The organism is Desulfosarcina ovata subsp. ovata (assembly GCF_009689005.1).
Lineage (GTDB): Bacteria > Desulfobacterota > Desulfobacteria > Desulfobacterales > Desulfosarcinaceae > Desulfosarcina > Desulfosarcina ovata.
This window is the reverse complement of the sequence record NZ_AP021879.1, coordinates 2,923,641-2,940,899: the sequence shown is the minus strand read 5'-3', so window position 1 is coordinate 2,940,899 and position 17,259 is coordinate 2,923,641. Positions and strand designations below refer to the sequence as shown.

Here is a 17,259-nt window from a genome sequence, read left to right as displayed (position 1 = left end):
TCACGCTACCTTCGCCTGGTGTTTGACAAAACGGGTGTTCGGACCCAGGGCACGAACCGCGTCGGTTACCCGGGTCACGACATCGATAAATTTGGTGGCTTCGGCCGAAGACACCCACGACATGTGCAGGCGATCTTTTTCGATCCCCATGTAATCCATCAGGTTGGTAAACAGGGCAAATTTCCGTCGGGCGTAGTAATTACCTTCCAGGTAATGGCAGTCACCCGGATGTCACCCGGACACCCACACCCCGTCAGCACCATTGCGCAGGGCCGCCAATGCAAATTTCGGGCTCATCCGGCCGGTACACGGGATGCGGATGATGCGCACGTTGGACGGATACTGCATCCGACTGACACCAGCCAGATCGGCGGCACCGTAGCTGCACCAGTTGCACAGAAAGGCAACGATCTTCGGTTCCCATTCAGACATGGTTTTCTCCTTGTTTTCAGATCCGTCCGGTGAGGACGTTCCACCGGACGGTAATTAATTAGATGGCATCGAGCATGGCAAAAATCTGATTGTTGTCAAATCCGCTGAGATGGATGGCACCCGAGCGGCATGAGGCCACACACAAACCGCATCCTTTGCACAGAGCCGCGTTGATGGTGGCCCGGCCGGCAAACATACGCGCATCGGCAGCGATGAAGCTGGGTGCCGAGTAGGGGCAGATGGAAACGCAAACCCCACAACTGGAGCACATCTGCGGATCCACCGAGGCGACTTCGCCACTGGTAAAAATATGCTCCTGGGCCAGCAGCGTCACCGCCCGGGATGCTGCCGCCTTGCCCTGGGAGATGGCTTCGTCGATGGACTTGGGATAGTGGGCCAACCCGCAGAGGAACACCCCGTCGGTGGCGAATTCGCAGGGGCCCAGCTTGGCGTGTTTTTCCACGAAAAACCCATCGTCGTTGAGCGGAATTTTGAAATACTGGGCCAGCCGTTCGTCGGCGTAGGGAACAATTGCCGCTGCCAGGGTGATCAGGTCCGTGGTGATTTCCAGGGGGAAGCCGAGCACATGGTCGGTGACGCGAACTGCCAGCCGATCGCCGTCGCGCACCACCTGGGGTTTGTTTTCCAGGTTGTAGCGGATGAAGATCACACCGGCCGCACGGGCTTTTTTATACAATGTTTCCCGTTCGCCGTAAGTCCGGATATCCCGGTAGAGGATATAGACGTTGGTATCCGGATTCCGCGTCTTGATGGCCAGGGCGCTTTCGATGGAATGGGTGCAGCAGACGCGCGAGCAGTAAGGCCGCTGGGGCTCCCGGGAGCCCACGCACTGGATGAACACCGCCGCGTTGAGGGTGCCCAGCATGGCATCGTCGGTCAGCATTTTGCGATCCAGTTCCAGGCTGGTCAAGATTCGCGGATCTTCACCGTAACGGTATTCATCGGGTTCGAGCTCCCTGGCACCGGTGGCCACCACGGCGACGCCATGGTCGATGGCGGTTTCGGCGTCACCATTTCTAATAACGGTTTTGAAGTTGCCCACAAACCCTTCCACATCGGCCAGCTCCGTGTTCAGGTGCACGTGGAGCCGCTCTTCGGCATTCACCTGGACGATCAGTTCGGCCAGTCCGCTTTTTATGTCCTCCCCTTTCCAGGTGCGGAAAAGGCTGTTGGCCTGTCCTCCCAGCTGATCCGTCCGTTCCACCAGATGGGTATCATACCCCTGGCGGGCCAGGCTCAATGCCGCGGTCATACCGGCGATCCCACCACCAATGACCAGTGTGGCCTGGCCGACGGTCAGTTCGGTTTCGGTCAAGGGTTCCTTCAGGGCCACTTTGTTAACGGCCATGCGTACCAGATCCTTGGCCTTCTGGGTGGCAATATCGGGATTGTTCTTATGCACCCAGGAATCCTGGTTGCGGATGTTGACCATTTCGAACAGGTATTTGTTGAGCCCCGCATTGATCAGGGTTTCCTGGAACAGCGGCTCGTGGGTCTTTGGCGTACAAGCCGCCACGACTACCCGGTTGAGATTTTTCTCGCGGATGATGGCCGTCATGCTGTCCTGGGTGTCCTGGGAGCAGGTGTACATATTATCGGTGACATACTCCACGAACGGCAGGCTGGCCGCGTAATCGCGTACCGCCGGAACATCCACCACACCGGCGATATTGATACCGCAGTTACAGACGAAAACACCCACCCGGGGACGCTCGCCGAGCACGTTCACTTCGGGTATCACCTCGGCCGTACGGGTTTGCGTGTTCCTCGCGGAACTGAGCATTTCACCGGCGGCAGACGCCGCAGCACTGGCATCCACGACGGCCTGGGGAATATCCTTGGGCCCCTGAAACGCGCCACAGACGTAAACCCCGTTGCGGGTGCTGGTTACCGGAGCAAAGGTCGTGGTGTTGCAGAAATTGCCCGGAGTGAGTCCCACGTCAAGCGATTCGGCCAGGGCGACCACTTCGGGGGAGGTCTCCAGCCCCACGGAAAGAACGACCAAATCAAATGTTTCCGTCTGCATTTCACCACTTTCGGTGACATAACGGATGGAGAGGTCGTCACTGTTCGGTACGCTGTCGATGGTATGCACCTTGGACCGCAGGAACCGGACCCCCTGGCTTTTCGCACCTTCGTAATAGCGTTCGAAATCCTTCCCGTAGGTGCGCATGTCCATGAAAAAGACGGCGCAGTCCAGATCGTCGCCGGCGTGCTCCTTGGCGATCACCGCTTCCTTAATGGCATACATGCAGCATACCGAGGAGCAGTACTCGTTCTTGCAGCGGTTCTGGTCGCGGGAACCCACGCACTGGAACCAGGCGATCTTCCGGGGATCCTTGTGATCCGAAGGCCGGGCCACATGGCCGCCGGTGGGACCGGAAGCAGAGAGCAGGCGTTCGAACTGCATGCTGGTGATGACGTTGGGATGCCGGCCATACCCGTAGAAGTCAAGCTTGGACGGATCGTAAGGGGAAAACCCGGGTGCCAGAATGACCGATCCCACATTGAGATCGATCCGTTCGCGTTGTTCCTGATGCGTTTCCAGGGTCACGGCGCCGGCGCCGCAGGCCTCAACACACTGGTAGCACTCGCAGCAGTAGCCGCAGTTCAGGCAGCGCGCCGCCTCGGCCTGACCGGCCTCGGGGGTGATGCCCAGTTCCACTTCGTTGAAGTTGCCCTTGCGCGCCGCGGGTTCCAGCTCGCGCGGCTTGACCCTTGCTACAATCGGCTCGCCCTCGGGCACCGGACGGTAGACCGGCTCGGACCGCTCGATGGGCTCGCGGCCCGCGGCCATGTCCGCACCGTCCAGGTAGCGCTCGATGGACTCGGCCGCCTCCTTGCCCGCGGCAATGGCGCCGATGGCCACCCAGGGCCCGCTCTGCAGGTCGCCGCCGGAAAACACGCCCGGCCGGCCGGTGGCATAGGTCACCGGGTCCACTTCCGTGGTGCTCCAGCGGGTGAATCCCACGCCGTCCACATCCTCGATGGAGGAAAGGTCCGGCCGCTGGCCGATGGCCGGGATCAGCTGGTCGATCTCAAGGTCGTATTCACTGCCCGGTACCGGTACCGGACGGCGGCGTCCCGAGGCGTCCGGCTCGCCCAGTTCCATGCGGATGCAGCGCAGGCCGGTCACCTTACCGTTTTCGGAAAGAATTTCCTGGGGAGCGGCAAGATAGGTGATCTCGGTCCCTTCGGTCTCGGCGGCCTGGATCTCTTCTTCCCAGGCCGGCATCTCCGCACGGGTCCGGCGGTAGATGATCTGTACTGTCTCGGCGCCCAGGCGCACGGCCGAGCGGGCCACGTCAATGGCCACGTTGCCGCCACCGACGATGGCCACGTGCTTGCCCACCGGTGCCTTGCCGGTGAGGTTGACCTCACGCAGGAAATCCACACCCTGGCGCACGCCCGCGGCCTTTTCGCCGGGAACCCCGAGGGTGATGCCCTTGTGGGCGCCCAGGGCCAGGTAGACCGCCTTGAACCCCTGATCGAAAAGGCTGTCCACGGTCAGGTCGTTGCCCAGGGGCGTATTGGTCAAAAGTTCCACCCCCATGTTGGTGATGATTTCGATCTCCTGGTCCAGGATCGCTGGCGGCAGGCGGTGATCCGGAATGCCCACCCGCAGCATGCCGCCGGCCTTGGGCAGGGCCTCGTAGATCGTGCTCAAAATGCCCCGGCGGGCCAGATGATAGGCCGCACTCAGACCGGCCGGACCGCTGCCGATGATGGCCACGCGTTCCCCGCGCTTTTCTGCCATGGGGATCTCGATGGTGCGCGGATCGACCTGGTCGGCGGCCAGGCGTTTGAGCTCGCGGATGGCCACCGGCTGATCCACCTCGCAGCGCCGGCAGGCGTCCTCGCAGCCGTGGGGGCAGATGCGCCCCAGCACGCCGGGCAGGGGCAGGTCGTCCATGATGATCTTCAGGGCCTCGGCATACTTGCCCTGGCCGACCATCTGCACGTACCCCTGGACGTTGATGCCCGCCGGACAGGCCAGGCGGCAGGGCGCCTTGTCGGCCTTCTGGATGGCGTATGCACCGGGGATGGCCTGGGCGTAACGCTTGTAGGTGGCTTTGCGGAAATTCAACCCCTGATTGTATTCGTCGGGGAGGGAGACCGGGCAGGCTTCGGCGCAATCTCCACAAGAAGTACATTTGGCGGGATCGATAAAACGGGGGCCTTTGTCTACGGTAACGGTAAAATTGCCCTCGGTTCCTTGAATCTCTTTTATTTCAGCACAGGTAATAAGATTGATGTTGAGATGCCGGCCGAACTCGACCAGTTTGGGGGAGATAATTCACATTGCGCAGTCATTGGTGGGGAAGGTCTTGTCCAGTTCACTCATCACCCCGCCGATGGCAGGAGATTTTTCTACAACGTGAACCAAATACCCGGAATCGGCCAAATCCAATGCGGCCTGCATACCGGAGATGCCTCCACCAACAACCAAAACGGAACCAACTGTGTTCGTTGCCATAATACGTCTCCTGGTTGCGCATGAAACGCGTTCTGGTAAGGTGTTAAGAATATTAATGTATTAAGTGAAAATAATGGATTAGGAGATGTTTTCTCAAGAAAACCATACCTATATGGCCCAAAACGGCTTGTCAACAGATTTTGCCATTATAGTTATGGCTTCATCCATTCCCTTTTGTGTATATGCCCCAAAAAGAAGATAGAATCAAGTTTGATCTGTTTTTCTGACTTCAGGCCGATTATACGAATAAAACCCTTTATCAATATGCAGGCCAATTTGTATTTGATCATTGTCAAACAATTGGGATGCCTCGATAACTATATGATAAAATGTTTTAAGTTTTTTTTCATCTGTTTGTGTCGTATGCATGCAGTGGGTCAGTTTGATACAACGAGAAAAATTGTCTCGGGTCAAAATGACTCAGATCGGTTTAGCGCCCGATCTATTTTCTTTAGAAACAACCCCGACTGGTTTTAAAATCGGCTTGATCGACAAATTGTGGATATGATAACATAGTTCAAAAAATTCAGTAAGTTTATTAGCTGATTGGTTTTCATTATTTAGGGGCGAAAATAATGATGGAGAACGGCACGGTGCTCATCAACATTGCCTTGATCGGTGGTGGTAGTTATTGTGAAGCGGTGTTGAAGATGACTACGCTTGCTTTTCTTCAGGACCAGGTCAATTCCCGGATTGTCGCTGTGGCCGATGCAGATGAAAACGCTCCCGGCGTTCGCCTGGCCCGCCGCTGGGGGTTGAAGATCGTTTCCGATTACCGGCAGTTGTATGATCCTGCGTATGGCATTGACCTGTTTATTCTCCTCGACCCCGATCCCGATCTGCTGCAACGGATTCTGGAGACAAAGCCGGACCGCCTGCGGGTGCTCGCCTATCCGGCCTTCGACCTTTTCTGGCGGGCCTTCAAATCCAGGGAAAAACTGGTCCAGCAGCGTTCCGAGGAGATTCAGACCATTCTCAACGGAATCCAGGATCTGATTCTGGTATTTACCCCGGATCAGGAAATCGTCGATGCCAACGATGCGTTCCTCAAATATATGGGGTATGAGAAGCAGGACGTTATCGGGAAGAAATGCTACGAGGTTTACCACCAGACCCACCAGTCGTGTTATGGAGAAGAGAACGGTTGCCCGTTGAAAAGCGTGATCCAGAACCGGTTGCCCGCCGAGACCATTCGTACGCGCACCGGGCCCGACGGGAAAGTTCATTACATGGAAGTGTCCATTCATCCCATCTGGGAAAAGGGCGGCAAGATTTCACGGCTGATCGAGATCAGCCACGATTTCACCGAACGCCGGCTGCAGGAGGAAGAGAATCGGCGCCGGCTGGAGAAGATGGTTGACGAACGCACCCGGCAACTCCAGGAGACCCACGCCAAATTGCTCCATCAGGACAAGATGGCCTCCCTTGGCAAGCTTTCCGCTTCCGTGGTTCACGAAATCAACAATCCCATTGCCGGTATCCTGAATCTGATTTTGCTGATGAAGCGGATCATGAAGGAAGAGAAGGGGGACCGTGATCCCGAACTGTTTGAACGCTACCTGTCCCTCATGGAGGCGGAAACCCGCCGGATCAGCCGCATTATTTCCAATCTGCTGACATTCTCACGCCAGTCCAAAATGGAGCCCGGCGCCCAGGATATTAACCAGTTGATCGAAAAGACGCTGGTGATCAACGAAAACCTGCTGAAAATCCACAACGTCAAGGTGAAAAAAACGCTCGACCCGGGCCTGCCTGCGGTGATCGGGTCTGCCGATCAACTGCAGCAGGTGTTCATGAATATGGTGTCCAATGCTGCCGAGGCCATGGAATCGGGGAGGGGCGGCCTGCTGACGATCAAGAGCTGGTGTGATGAGCCGGCAAAGACGATTCTCGTCTCCTTCACTGACTCGGGGATCGGCATTTCCCCGGAGTACCATGACAAGCTCTTCGAGCCGTTTTACACGACAAAAACAAAAGGCAAGGGGGTCGGCCTGGGACTGAGTGTTGTCTATGGCATTATTAAAGCCCATAACGGCAGTATTACGGTCGATTCCCGGACGGGGCACGGCGCGACCTTTACGATTCAACTGCCGCTCTCCTTGGAGCCCGTTTCCCCTTCGACAAAAACGGAGCGATGATCCTGTCAACCCCAACATTGGGGTGAACTGACCATGCAATCAGCGCGGAGGCAAGATGAGTAGAACCCGGATCATGGTGGTGGACGACGAATTGATCATTCGGGAGTCGCTGGCCGGTTGGTTGGAACGGGACGGCCACCACGTGGAAACTGCCGCCAGTGGCGAAGATGCCCTAGAAAAATTGACTGCCGCCCGTTTTGACATCATGCTGGTGGACATCAAGATGGAAGGCATGAGCGGGCTCGATCTGCTGAAAATCGTCAATGATCGCGACCTGGATACCGCGGTGGTGATGATTACCGCCTATGGCTCTATCGCTACCGCTATCGAAGCCATGAAACGCGGGGCGGTGGAGTATCTGCTCAAGCCTTTCGACCCGGAAGAGATCGGCCTTTTGATCGAAAAAATTATTTCCCGTCAGGAACAGGAACGGGAGAATGCCTACCTGCGTGACGAAGTAAAACAGCGCACCCGCTTTGAGAGCATGATCGGCCAGTCCCGGGCCATGCAGCGGATTTTCGATCTGATCAACGATGTGGCCCCCACCGATTCCACCGTTTTGATTACCGGTGAAACCGGAACCGGGAAAGGGCTGGCGGCAAAGGCCATTCATACCTGCAGTGGCCGCAACCGGGGGCCTTTTGTGGCGGTCAACTGCGGGGCCATTCCCGAACACCTGATGGAGAGCGAACTGTTCGGCCACCAGAAAGGTGCGTTCACGGATGCGCGGGAAACCAAAAAAGGGCGTCTGGAAATGGCCGACGGGGGTACGCTTTTCCTGGACGAGATCGGCGAGGTCAGCATGCGGATGCAGATCGATCTGCTGCGCGTGCTGGAGGATCGTGTTTTTTACCGCGTGGGGGGCACCCAGCCGTTGGAGGCCGATTTTCGCATCATTGCCGCCACCAACAGCGATTTAAAAAAAGCCATTGCCGAGGGGACCTTTCGCGAGGATCTTTTTTACCGCCTCAACGTGATCTCGCTTCGCATGCCGGCCCTGCGTGAGCGCAAAGAGGACATCCCTCTGCTGTGTGACCAATTTTTGCTGCGCTTCAGCCAGGAGACCAACAAGCCGATCCAGAAAATATCCCGGCCGGCCATGGATGAAATGATGCTTTACGATTGGCCCGGAAATATCCGTGAACTGGAAAACGCCATCGAGCGGGCCGTGGTGGTCGGCAAGACGATCCAGGTGATGCCCGAGGACCTGCCGATTGCCTGTATTCCGGAACCGGGCAAGCCTGCCGACCACTCCCTGAAATCCATTGAAAAACATCATATCCGGCAGGTTCTTGACGACAACGACTGGAACATCTCAAACAGTGCCCGGATACTCGGCATTGACCGCTCAACCCTATACAGCAAGATTAAGCGCTACCATCTGCAGGCCCCCGATTGACTGCCACCTTCAGCCGAACGGTTATCCTTTCACCCATCGGCCATTTCGATGCCGATATCCTGTGCGCCGTCGAGAAAATGGTACGACGCTCAATGGGCCTGCCCTGCCGAATCCAAGGCCTGATCGATACTATCGACTTTGCCTGGGATGCCAAGCGCAGGCAATTCCATTCAACGGCGATCCTTGCGCAGTTGAGCGAACAGGCGCCGGGGGATGCCCTCAAGGTACTCGCATTGACCGATCGGGATCTGTTTATCCCGATTCTGACCCACGTTTATGGAGAGGCGCAGCTGGGGGGACTCAGTTGCATTGTGTCCACCTTTCGCCTGGCGTCCGAGATTTCAGCCACCGGCGAGCGGCGGCGTTATCTGGCACGCATCGTCAAAGAGTGTGCCCACGAACTGGGGCACACCTTTGATCTGCGGCACTGCAAGGACAATCAGTGTTTGATGCACTACTGTCGCAGCATCGCTGATGTCGACCACAAAAAGGACCAGTTCTGCCGCTATTGCCGCGTCATGCTGGCCGATGGGCTGAAGGCGCTTGATGGTCATCCCGATGATACAACATTTTCCCGGCATACAGGGTAACTGCCTTTGCCTTTCTGTCGTTCTTTTTACCTGATAGCGGCTGGTTAAGAATGTCAAATGTCCAATGAAAAATGCCAAATGGTGGCATTCTATCCATTTATAATCGATCCGATTTTTATGACCATGAGAATTGAGACCGGTCAGCTTTTCAGGATCTGCCGGGTTACCGCTTCCCATGCTGTGCGCGGCAACGTTTTAAGGAGGTCGTCACAAAATTGGCCGCCGTCGGCGGCCAGTGGCCCCAGGTGGGGTTCCAGGGCCCGGTGAAGACCGGCGATTTCATCCCTGATAAAGGGGGCTGCCTCTTCATCGCCCATCTTCAGCCGGCGCAGTTCCTCGCGCAGGTTTGCCGGCTGTACCATCAGCAGCCAGCCTTTGCCGTAAGGATCGTCCGCCAGCGATTGGGGATTGTCACCGACCTCGGGATTGAATGCCGTGACCACGCCACTGACCGGGGACAGCAAACCGGCCTTCAGCGAACCGCGGTGCAGGGTGATGCCTTCCTGGTCCTGGGTCAGGGCCTTTCCCATCAGCGGCAGCTCGATGCGGTCCATGGGGCCCAGCAGCCGGACGGCAAAGTCGTTCAGGCCAATGCGCACCTGGCCTCCGGCGGCCATTCCCAGCCACGCATGGCCGCGGTGCAGGTAGATGCCCCGGGGAATCCGATACCCTTGGATCGTATTGATATCGACGGGCTTGAGGGCGGCATGGACCAGGAACTGATCCTGAAAGTACTGGTCGAATTCACAGTTGCTGCACACGTAGTCGTTGGTACAGGGGCGAAACGCGATGCGGCGTTTGAGGTGATGCACGCAGGGCCGCCGGTGAGCCGGCAATTCCTTGAGCTTGTCGGCCCAGTAGACGATCCGTGCCCGTCGCTCCGCCCCGGGGGGATTGCCTGCCGAGGGGTGTCGATTTTCCCGGGCCAGCTGCCGCAGGACCCTGTCGAAGCGGCAGCCGGCACAATGATAGTCTTTGGTGCATGTCTTGGTTCTGACCACGCCGGCCTGCATCCAGATGCAGGGGCCGGCCGGTGATCGCTGTCGTTGATGTGCCATGGGATCAACCTGTTTTCAAGAAGGTGCGGGCCAGTTGATGCCAGTCCAGGCCGGGCAGATTTCCATAAATATCCGGCCCGAAGGTACCCCCGTCGGCGGCCAGGGGGCCGGCCACGTCGGTGACCATCTCTTCCAGAATCGAGACTTCGTTGTTGATCCAGTTCAAACTGGCCTCATCATCCATCAGGCGTTTGGCCGCTTTTTTGACATCCGGCGTGCGCACCAGAAAGAGCCATCCGTCGCCATACGGCTCCCGGTTGGCCAGTCCCGGATTTTCCATCACCCGGATGTTGACCTCCATGATCACACCATCGATGGGGGCGCGCACGTCCGCCAGATGATGCTTTCTTTTCAGGCCCCAGCCGATCTGATTGTGATTCAGTTCCTTGCCCATCAAGGGCAGGTCAAAACCATCGGCCTGACCGAAAACCTTCAAGCTGAAATCATCCAACCCGATCCTGAGGTTGCCCCCGCTTTCGATCCGCGCCCATGTGTGGCCGTTGTGGAAATGGTAATGACGCGGAACATCAAAGCCTTTGACGCGGGCGATGTCGGTGGGTGCACTCTGGGTTTTGGCTGCCAGGACATCTTCGAAGTACTGGTCAAAGTCGCATTTTTCGCAATGAAAATCGTATGCGCAGGCCCGCTGGGCGATCCGCCCGGTCAGGCTGTGCCGGCAGGTGCGCGCCAATGCCGGCTGCCGCCGCATGCTGTCCTGCCAGCTGACTTGTTTGCCCAGGGCCACCTTGTTCTGCATGGCATGGTCATACTTGCAGGTGTTGCAGTCGAAATGATTATTGCAGGTTTTGTACTTGACCGCACCGGCCTGCATCCACAGGCATGCATTCTCGGGAACCGCCTTTCTGTCCGGTTGAATGACCCATACCTGACCTCCCAGGACGGAGCCGATGCCGGGGCCGCTTCCCACCTCGTGACGTTCTCCGCGGTGGTAAGATGATCCGTAGCCGATCCGGCTTCTTTGACGTTTGTTGGTTTTTTCGCTCATTTCTTCTCTCCTTTTGCATGCTGCATGATAAATGCTTTGGCTCGGGGTGGCTTGATTCGCATTGACCGGGTGTGATAGTTACCCATACCAATTGGGTTCGTATTCACGTTTGTCATAATGTTCAGCAAACGCCGTGCCGTTTCTATAAATAATTGAATATAATACTAAAAAAGTATTTTTCGGGTAGATTGTCGCCGATAATTGGCGCAGCGACTGGGGGATTGTCCAACAAGCGATTTCATGATTCCGACCATGGAGGCCGGGAACGTAGCGATATTATGTTATTTTTCAATTGGTTAACTCCGTGTCGGAATTTCCCGCAACGGGTGTCGGTTTTTCCTACAGGGAAAGGCGGATTGGTATCTTTTACTTTAGCAAACAATGCATCTATGGATGACTGATCGTTGATGAGCCCCTTGTCGAAAAGTAAGATTGTGGTTGTCTGTGGTCCGACCGGCGCCGGAAAGACCGGTTTCGCCATTGATCTGGCCCGCCGGTTCAATGGCGAAATCATCGGTGCCGATTCCATGCAGATTTACCGCCACATGGACATCGGCACTGCCAAACCCACGCCGGCAGAGCAGGCGGCGGTGCTCCATCACATGATCGATATTGTGGATCCGGACGAGGATTTCGACGCGGCTGCCTATGCCGCCATGGCTGGAGATATCGTCCGGCGAGTGGTCGCTCGAGGCCGTCGTGCCTTTGTGGTGGGAGGGACCGGGCTTTACATCAAGGCGTTGATTTATGGTCTTTTCGAACAGGGGCCGTCCGATGCGGCCGTCCGTGAGCGCTTGCGGGCGCAGGCGCAGGCCGACGGCGGCGAGGCCATGTACCGGAAACTGGCCCGCATCGACCCCACTGCCGCCGGCCGGATTCACCCCAACGACACCTATCGTACCCTGCGGGCGCTGGAAATATATAAGATAACGGGTAAGCCCCTGTCGGTCGTTCAACAGCGGCATGGCTTTCGCGAACCGCGTTTCACAAGCCTCGAAATCGGCCTTTCATGGCCCCGACCGATATTGTATGATCGGATTAACCGGCGGGTGGATGAAATGATGGCGCAGGGTTTTTTGGATGAGGTCGGGCAACTCCTGGCGGCGGGCTACACAAGGGACCTGAAATCCATGCAGAGTCTTGGATACCGTCACTTGGCGGCGGTTATCGAGGGCGAGGCTATTCTGGATGACACCCTCCGGACCCTTAAGCGGGACCATCGCCGATACGCCAAGCGTCAGTTGACTTGGTTCGGTGCCCGTGAGGGGATCCACTGGCTGACCCCCGACCAGTCGGCTAAGGCGGCTGAACGGATCCAGACATTTTTTGGGTGAGCCCTAAGCACCGGGCGGTGAACCAAAAATGGCCATGGCCGTGCCGGTTGCCTGGCCTGATGGATCAGGATATGATGGGGTAAAGGCCATTTCGGCGGGAACGCCGAGCAGAACGATTCACCGAAACAGTTATCCAGGCACCGGGAGGCGCCATGTCATCAGCTATTCGTGTGTTGGTCGTTGACGACGAACCATCCATCCGTAACAGTCTTGTTGAGTTTCTCGAAGATTTCGAGTTCGATGTTTTTGCCGCGGATAGTGCCGAAAATGCCCTTGATCTGATTGCCCGTTTTCCCATTGACGTTGCCATTGTGGATATCCGGCTGCCCAAACTCGATGGCGATTCGTTAATTCTCCAGGCATACCAGCTTCGTCCGAATATGCGTTTTCTCATTCATACCGGCTCTGTGGAGTACAAATTGGATCAAGATCTGAGAGATCTCGGCGTCACTCCCGAGCATGTTTTTCTGAAACCACAAATGAATTTATCGGTTTTCCGCGACGCCATTGCAAAGTTGATGAAATCGTAAAGCGGATAGGTTTCAGCGGAGATACCGTCGATGTCTACGACCATTCATTCCCCCGACGATGTCGTTACTGTGTGTCCCGAAACGGGATTGCCCATTACTTCCCGGCCCGAGTGGACCCACCGCCGATTCGGCAACGATTTTTGGCTCACCAGCCGGGTGATCGGCGATCGGATCATCCTCAACCAGCCTTCCGGTTATGCTGAGCTGGAGGGGCTCATTGAATCGCTCAAAATGACCGACACCGTCATCCGGTCATCCATCGACTCTTCAACCGGTTACGTTCATATCTCGGATTATTCGGGCATGCGGGGCGTCTCCCGCGAAGCCAGAAAATACTACATCAGATATGTGGAGCAACGCGAGCATTTGCTGGGGATCGCCTATTTCGGCGTCAGTCCGCTGTTTCGGATTATGATCAACATGGCCAAGCGGTTCAGTTGGGTCAAATGCAATGTCCGGATCACCAGGGACTACGCCACGGCCATTTCGGCCGCCGCACAGTTGCTCGGTGGCGAACCGCAGCTGGCGGCAGCCGAGCCCCGGCCCCGGAAACAATGGGCGGCCGGAATTACGGAACACTTTGAAAGCGGCCATCACGTCTTGCGGTGTGACCGCTGGCGTCTGGCGTTGGATGGTTATACCCTGACCGTCGAAGTCATCGATCGACGGATCTACCATGCCATTTCCACCGGAAGGATGGAAGCTCACCATATTGCGTCCGTGGACCGGCTGCGGGAACGTGTCCGCCAGATGCTCGGCTTCGATGCGGGTTTTCCCGTGCTCATGAGTACGACCACCGGTGGTCAGTGCAGCGACCGCCATGTCCGCACCCAATACATGGACGCGCTGAAACGCTGGCATGCCCGTTATCCGGTCAAACTTTACCTCCTTTACGATGCCAACTGGTCGGTGCGCACCGCAGCCATGCTGGCCAGCCCGTTTATGCCATTTCGGGTAAAAACGGTATCCGGCTTTGATGCCGCCCTGGCCATGGCAGACCGGGTCGTCGGGTTCGCCCCTGTTGCTTCCCCCAACGCCTTGCCAACACCAGATATCCCTGCTGACTCTTCGGTACCCGAAGTCCGTCAACTGCTGCAGTTCATCGGTGATATCGATTGGGAGCGTAACGGGGTGACCCTTCCGGACCATGTCGATGCCGCCCACCCCTTTCGTCCTGTGTTTGACGCCATTGCCCTGATCAAGGGGGAGCTGGATGAGGTTCTCCAGGCGCGTCATCAGGCTAAAGCGGCCCTTCGCGAGAGCCAGCAGCGTTTTGAGGAGGTACTTCGCCATTCGCGCGATATTCTATTCAAGCGGAACCTCCGGCAGGGCACCTACGACTATGTCAGTGATTCGGTACAGGAACTTTTGGGGCTTTCTCCGCAAGAAATATACGAGATGGGGTTCAGTGGCGTGCAGGCGCTGGTTCATCCCGACGACCGGAGCCGATTTATAGCCCTCAGCAGCCAACTGATGACCGGTTCCGATGAGGCGCGAGCAGGGATCGGTGGCCTGTATCGGATTCGTGGCAAGCAGGGAAATTACCTCTGGTTTTCCGATAAACGAGCGATTGTCCGCGATTCGGAGGGGCGGCCGGTGGCGGTTTTGGGCAACCTTCGCGAAATTACCGAACAGAAGCTGGCCGAGGAGGAGCGCCGGTCATCCCACGAACGTTTAACGACGGTGCTGGACAGCATCACGGCACACATCTATGTGTCCGACCTGCAGACGTTCGAGATCCTGTTCATGAACCGGGCCATGCACGATGTCTTCGGCGACTACCCGGCGGGTTCGCGCTGCTTTGAATTTTTCCGTCATGCCTCCAAGGCGTGTGACGGCTGCATTGTCGACAAGCTGGTAGACGGCCAGGGTCATCCCACGGGGGTCCACATCTGGGAAGGCCAGCATCCCGTGAAAAAATGCTGGTACCTGAACCATGACCAGGCCATCCGTTGGGTCGACGGTCGAATGGTGCGCGTGCAGATCGCCATGGACATCTCACGACTCAAATCCCTGGAACGCGAGCGCCTTGAGATTGCCGAACAGCTGCGGCAGACACTTAAGCTGGAGGCCGTCAGCACCCTGGCCGGAGGAGTGGCCCACAATTTCAATAACTTGCTGATGGTGGTGCTGGGTAACCTGGAACTGCTGCGTATGGATATGGGAGAGAACAGCGACCAGCTGCGCCGAATCGATGCCGCCGAAAAATCGGCAACCAAAGCGGCGGATCTGAGCAGCCTGATGCTGACCTATGTGGGTCAGACCAAAATCAACCCTCAGCCCCTTGACCTCAACGCCACCCTCAAAAAAATGGTGGACCTGATCAATACCACCGTGGCCGACAGTGCCTCCTTAACACTTGACATAAACGATGGTCCGACATGGATTCATGCCGATTCCGCCAAGGTTTACCAGGTGATCACCAACCTGGTGACCAATGCCGTGGAGGCCTCCGGGGACCAGCCCCTCGAAATCCGTTTGAGCGTCGGGGCCCAGTATTGCGATACTGCGCAATTGTCGCGGCTGGCACCCGGTGATCGCCTGCCCGAGGGCCGATATATCTGGTTGCGGGTGTCAGACAACGGCCGGGGAATGGACCCGGAGACCCTGGAAAAAGTGTTTGATCCCTTTTTTACGACCAAGTTTACCGGGCGGGGACTGGGCATGGCTGCTGTGATGGGCATCATGCGCGCCCACCGGGGCGGTGTGCGCATCGACAGCCGGCCCGATGCCGGCACGGCCGTTACCGTATATTTTCCGGAACGAGAGGCGGTTGCGGCCCTTGCTCCCAAGACTCCGCCCGTCGACGCCGCAACCCGCCGGAAACAGCGGGGGACAGCGCTTCTGGTGGACGACGAGCCGCTGGTCCTGGAGCTGGGTTCCCAGATGCTCGAACTCTTGGGATTCGATGTCATCACGGCCACTGACGGCGTCGAGGCCCTGGCCGAGGCCGAGGCCAATGCGGAGCGCATCGGTATTGTCCTTTTGGATATCAACATGCCGCGCATGGGGGGACGGGAAACCCTGGAACGGCTGCGTGCCATGGGGGCCGCCTTTCCGGTGCTGGTGACCAGTGGTTTTACAGAGTTTCAGGTTCGCGAAAAGCTGGGCGATGTCCAGGTGGACGGTTACATCAACAAGCCTTTCCGCATGGATCAGCTACAGGAGAAGATCAGCGCCGTGCTTGATCCTTCCGGCCGGTGAGGTGTACTGTGGAGAAATGCCGCAATGGCGAGGACGGACGCGTAAATAGGAAGTGTAGCGTTTTGGAAGTAGTGCTTCCGTATCAACTGATGTCGAAGGGGGTCAAAATTCGATGACCACTTTTCCCATATCTTTCGTGTCGTAACCACCTATCTGAGAAAATTCTTCCTGGAATGCTTGCGAACGAATAATGTTTAGTAAAGATTGTATTTCGTATCGATCCGCATCTTCGCGTCTGAACACAATATCGTATCGCTCTTTTTTAATGGGTACAAAATCAATCCCTTCCACCTGTTTTGCTATTTTTTCGGTTCCTATTGCGACATCAGCTTTTCCAGAGGCCACGATGCTTGCAACCGTAAGATGGGATTGGATTTCCTGATCATATCCAGCGATATCTTTCCCGAATACGCCTATCAATCGAAGGTTTTCATCAAGCAATACCCGTGAGCCAGCCCCTTGTTCACGGTTCACCATTGTAATGTCATCTCGCCCAAAATCTTCCCAGCTGGTAATCTCTTTCGGGTTTCCTTTCGCAACATAAAAGCCCTGTATACGGCAGGTCAAATGAACAACCACAGCAGGGATTCCAGGTAATAATCGCCGAACGTAAGGAACATTATAGGTATCTGTATCGCTGTCCCAGAGATGAGCAGAAGCGACATTTACCTGCTTACGGTAAAGCGCAATCAAACTGTCATAGCTTCCAATATATGCCCGCAGTGCAGGGACTCCGCGTTGACGCATATAATTCGAGAGTATGTCTAAAATGATATCCTGGCCGCATAGCACGAATCCCTCATTACGGATTGGGGTTAGAATTTCCCGGTTTTTAACAAGATCCCCTTTTTTCGAGTTTTGAATGTATGACTTTATGTCATCTTCCGAGAAGCGAACCTTGCGGCCTACTTTGTAGGATTGCAGTTCATTGCTTTTTATCATGCTGTAAATTTTGCTTTTACTGACTTTCAGGATGCCGGCAACATCTTGAACGGAAAGTTCGTCTTTCGTCTTCACAAACACTCTCCCATTTACAGTTAAATCTTGACTGAAAGCACCAAATTATATAA

Annotated in this window: 11 protein-coding genes; 6 read left to right on the top strand and 5 right to left on the bottom strand. The window is 56.4% G+C overall.

Translation table 11 applies throughout. From position 1 onward, the window contains the following. Entirely contained in the window at positions 1-432 is a 432-nt protein-coding gene (locus tag GN112_RS33965) for a hydrogenase iron-sulfur subunit (protein WP_155310629.1), read from the bottom strand. Positions 433-490: 58 nt separating this feature from the next. Beyond that, positions 491-4,930 (bottom strand): FAD-dependent oxidoreductase, encoded by a 4,440-nt coding sequence (locus GN112_RS13065; RefSeq protein ID WP_155310628.1) that lies wholly within the window; start codon positions 4,928-4,930, stop codon positions 491-493. Between the two features lie 575 nt (positions 4,931-5,505). Here GN112_RS13065 and GN112_RS13060 point away from each other — a divergent pair. The 3 genes from GN112_RS13060 to GN112_RS13050 are packed head-to-tail and all read left to right on the top strand — an operon-like array spanning position 5,506 to position 9,057. Next, positions 5,506-7,068, top strand: coding sequence for an ATP-binding protein (locus tag GN112_RS13060; protein WP_155310627.1), 1,563 nt, complete (start codon positions 5,506-5,508; stop codon positions 7,066-7,068). A 55-nt stretch (positions 7,069-7,123) separates the two neighbouring features. Continuing rightward, positions 7,124-8,467 (top strand): sigma-54-dependent transcriptional regulator, encoded by a 1,344-nt coding sequence (locus tag GN112_RS13055; RefSeq protein ID WP_155310626.1) that lies wholly within the window; start codon positions 7,124-7,126, stop codon positions 8,465-8,467. Next, a complete protein-coding gene (locus GN112_RS13050) occupies positions 8,464-9,057 on the top strand; it encodes an archaemetzincin family Zn-dependent metalloprotease (RefSeq protein WP_155310625.1) in 594 nt (197 codons plus the stop codon). The genes GN112_RS13055 and GN112_RS13050 overlap by 4 nt, the downstream gene beginning before the upstream one ends. A 140-nt stretch (positions 9,058-9,197) precedes the next feature. Here GN112_RS13050 and GN112_RS13045 read toward each other — a convergent pair whose 3' ends face one another. Both GN112_RS13045 and GN112_RS13040 read right to left on the bottom strand, forming a co-directional pair. After that, entirely contained in the window at positions 9,198-10,115 is a 918-nt protein-coding gene (locus GN112_RS13045) for a glycine cleavage system protein H (protein ID WP_155310624.1), read from the bottom strand. 4 nt (positions 10,116-10,119) lie between these two features. After that, entirely contained in the window at positions 10,120-11,121 is a 1,002-nt protein-coding gene (locus GN112_RS13040) for a glycine cleavage system protein H (RefSeq protein WP_155310623.1), read from the bottom strand. Between the two features lie 407 nt (positions 11,122-11,528). Between GN112_RS13040 and miaA the strand changes: the two genes are divergently transcribed. The 3 genes from miaA (at position 11,529) to GN112_RS13025 (ending at position 16,189) form a co-directional block, all read left to right on the top strand. Next, positions 11,529-12,455: a tRNA (adenosine(37)-N6)-dimethylallyltransferase MiaA gene (miaA, locus tag GN112_RS13035; RefSeq protein ID WP_155310622.1), complete on the top strand. Its 927-nt coding sequence runs from the start codon at positions 11,529-11,531 to the stop codon at positions 12,453-12,455. 152 nt (positions 12,456-12,607) lie between these two features. Further along, on the top strand, positions 12,608-12,985 hold the full coding sequence (locus GN112_RS13030) for a response regulator (protein WP_155310621.1): 378 nt from the start codon (positions 12,608-12,610) through the stop codon (positions 12,983-12,985). Positions 12,986-13,015: 30 nt separating this feature from the next. Then, the gene (locus GN112_RS13025) at positions 13,016-16,189 is read left to right on the top strand and encodes a PAS domain-containing hybrid sensor histidine kinase/response regulator (protein WP_155310620.1); all 3,174 of its coding nucleotides are present in this window, start codon (positions 13,016-13,018) and stop codon (positions 16,187-16,189) included. 102 nt (positions 16,190-16,291) lie between these two features. On the opposite strand, the gene GN112_RS13020 is transcribed toward GN112_RS13025, so the two are convergent. Then, positions 16,292-17,206: a substrate-binding domain-containing protein gene (locus GN112_RS13020; protein WP_155310619.1), complete on the bottom strand. Its 915-nt coding sequence runs from the start codon at positions 17,204-17,206 to the stop codon at positions 16,292-16,294. Between the last annotated feature and the right edge of the window lie 53 nt (positions 17,207-17,259).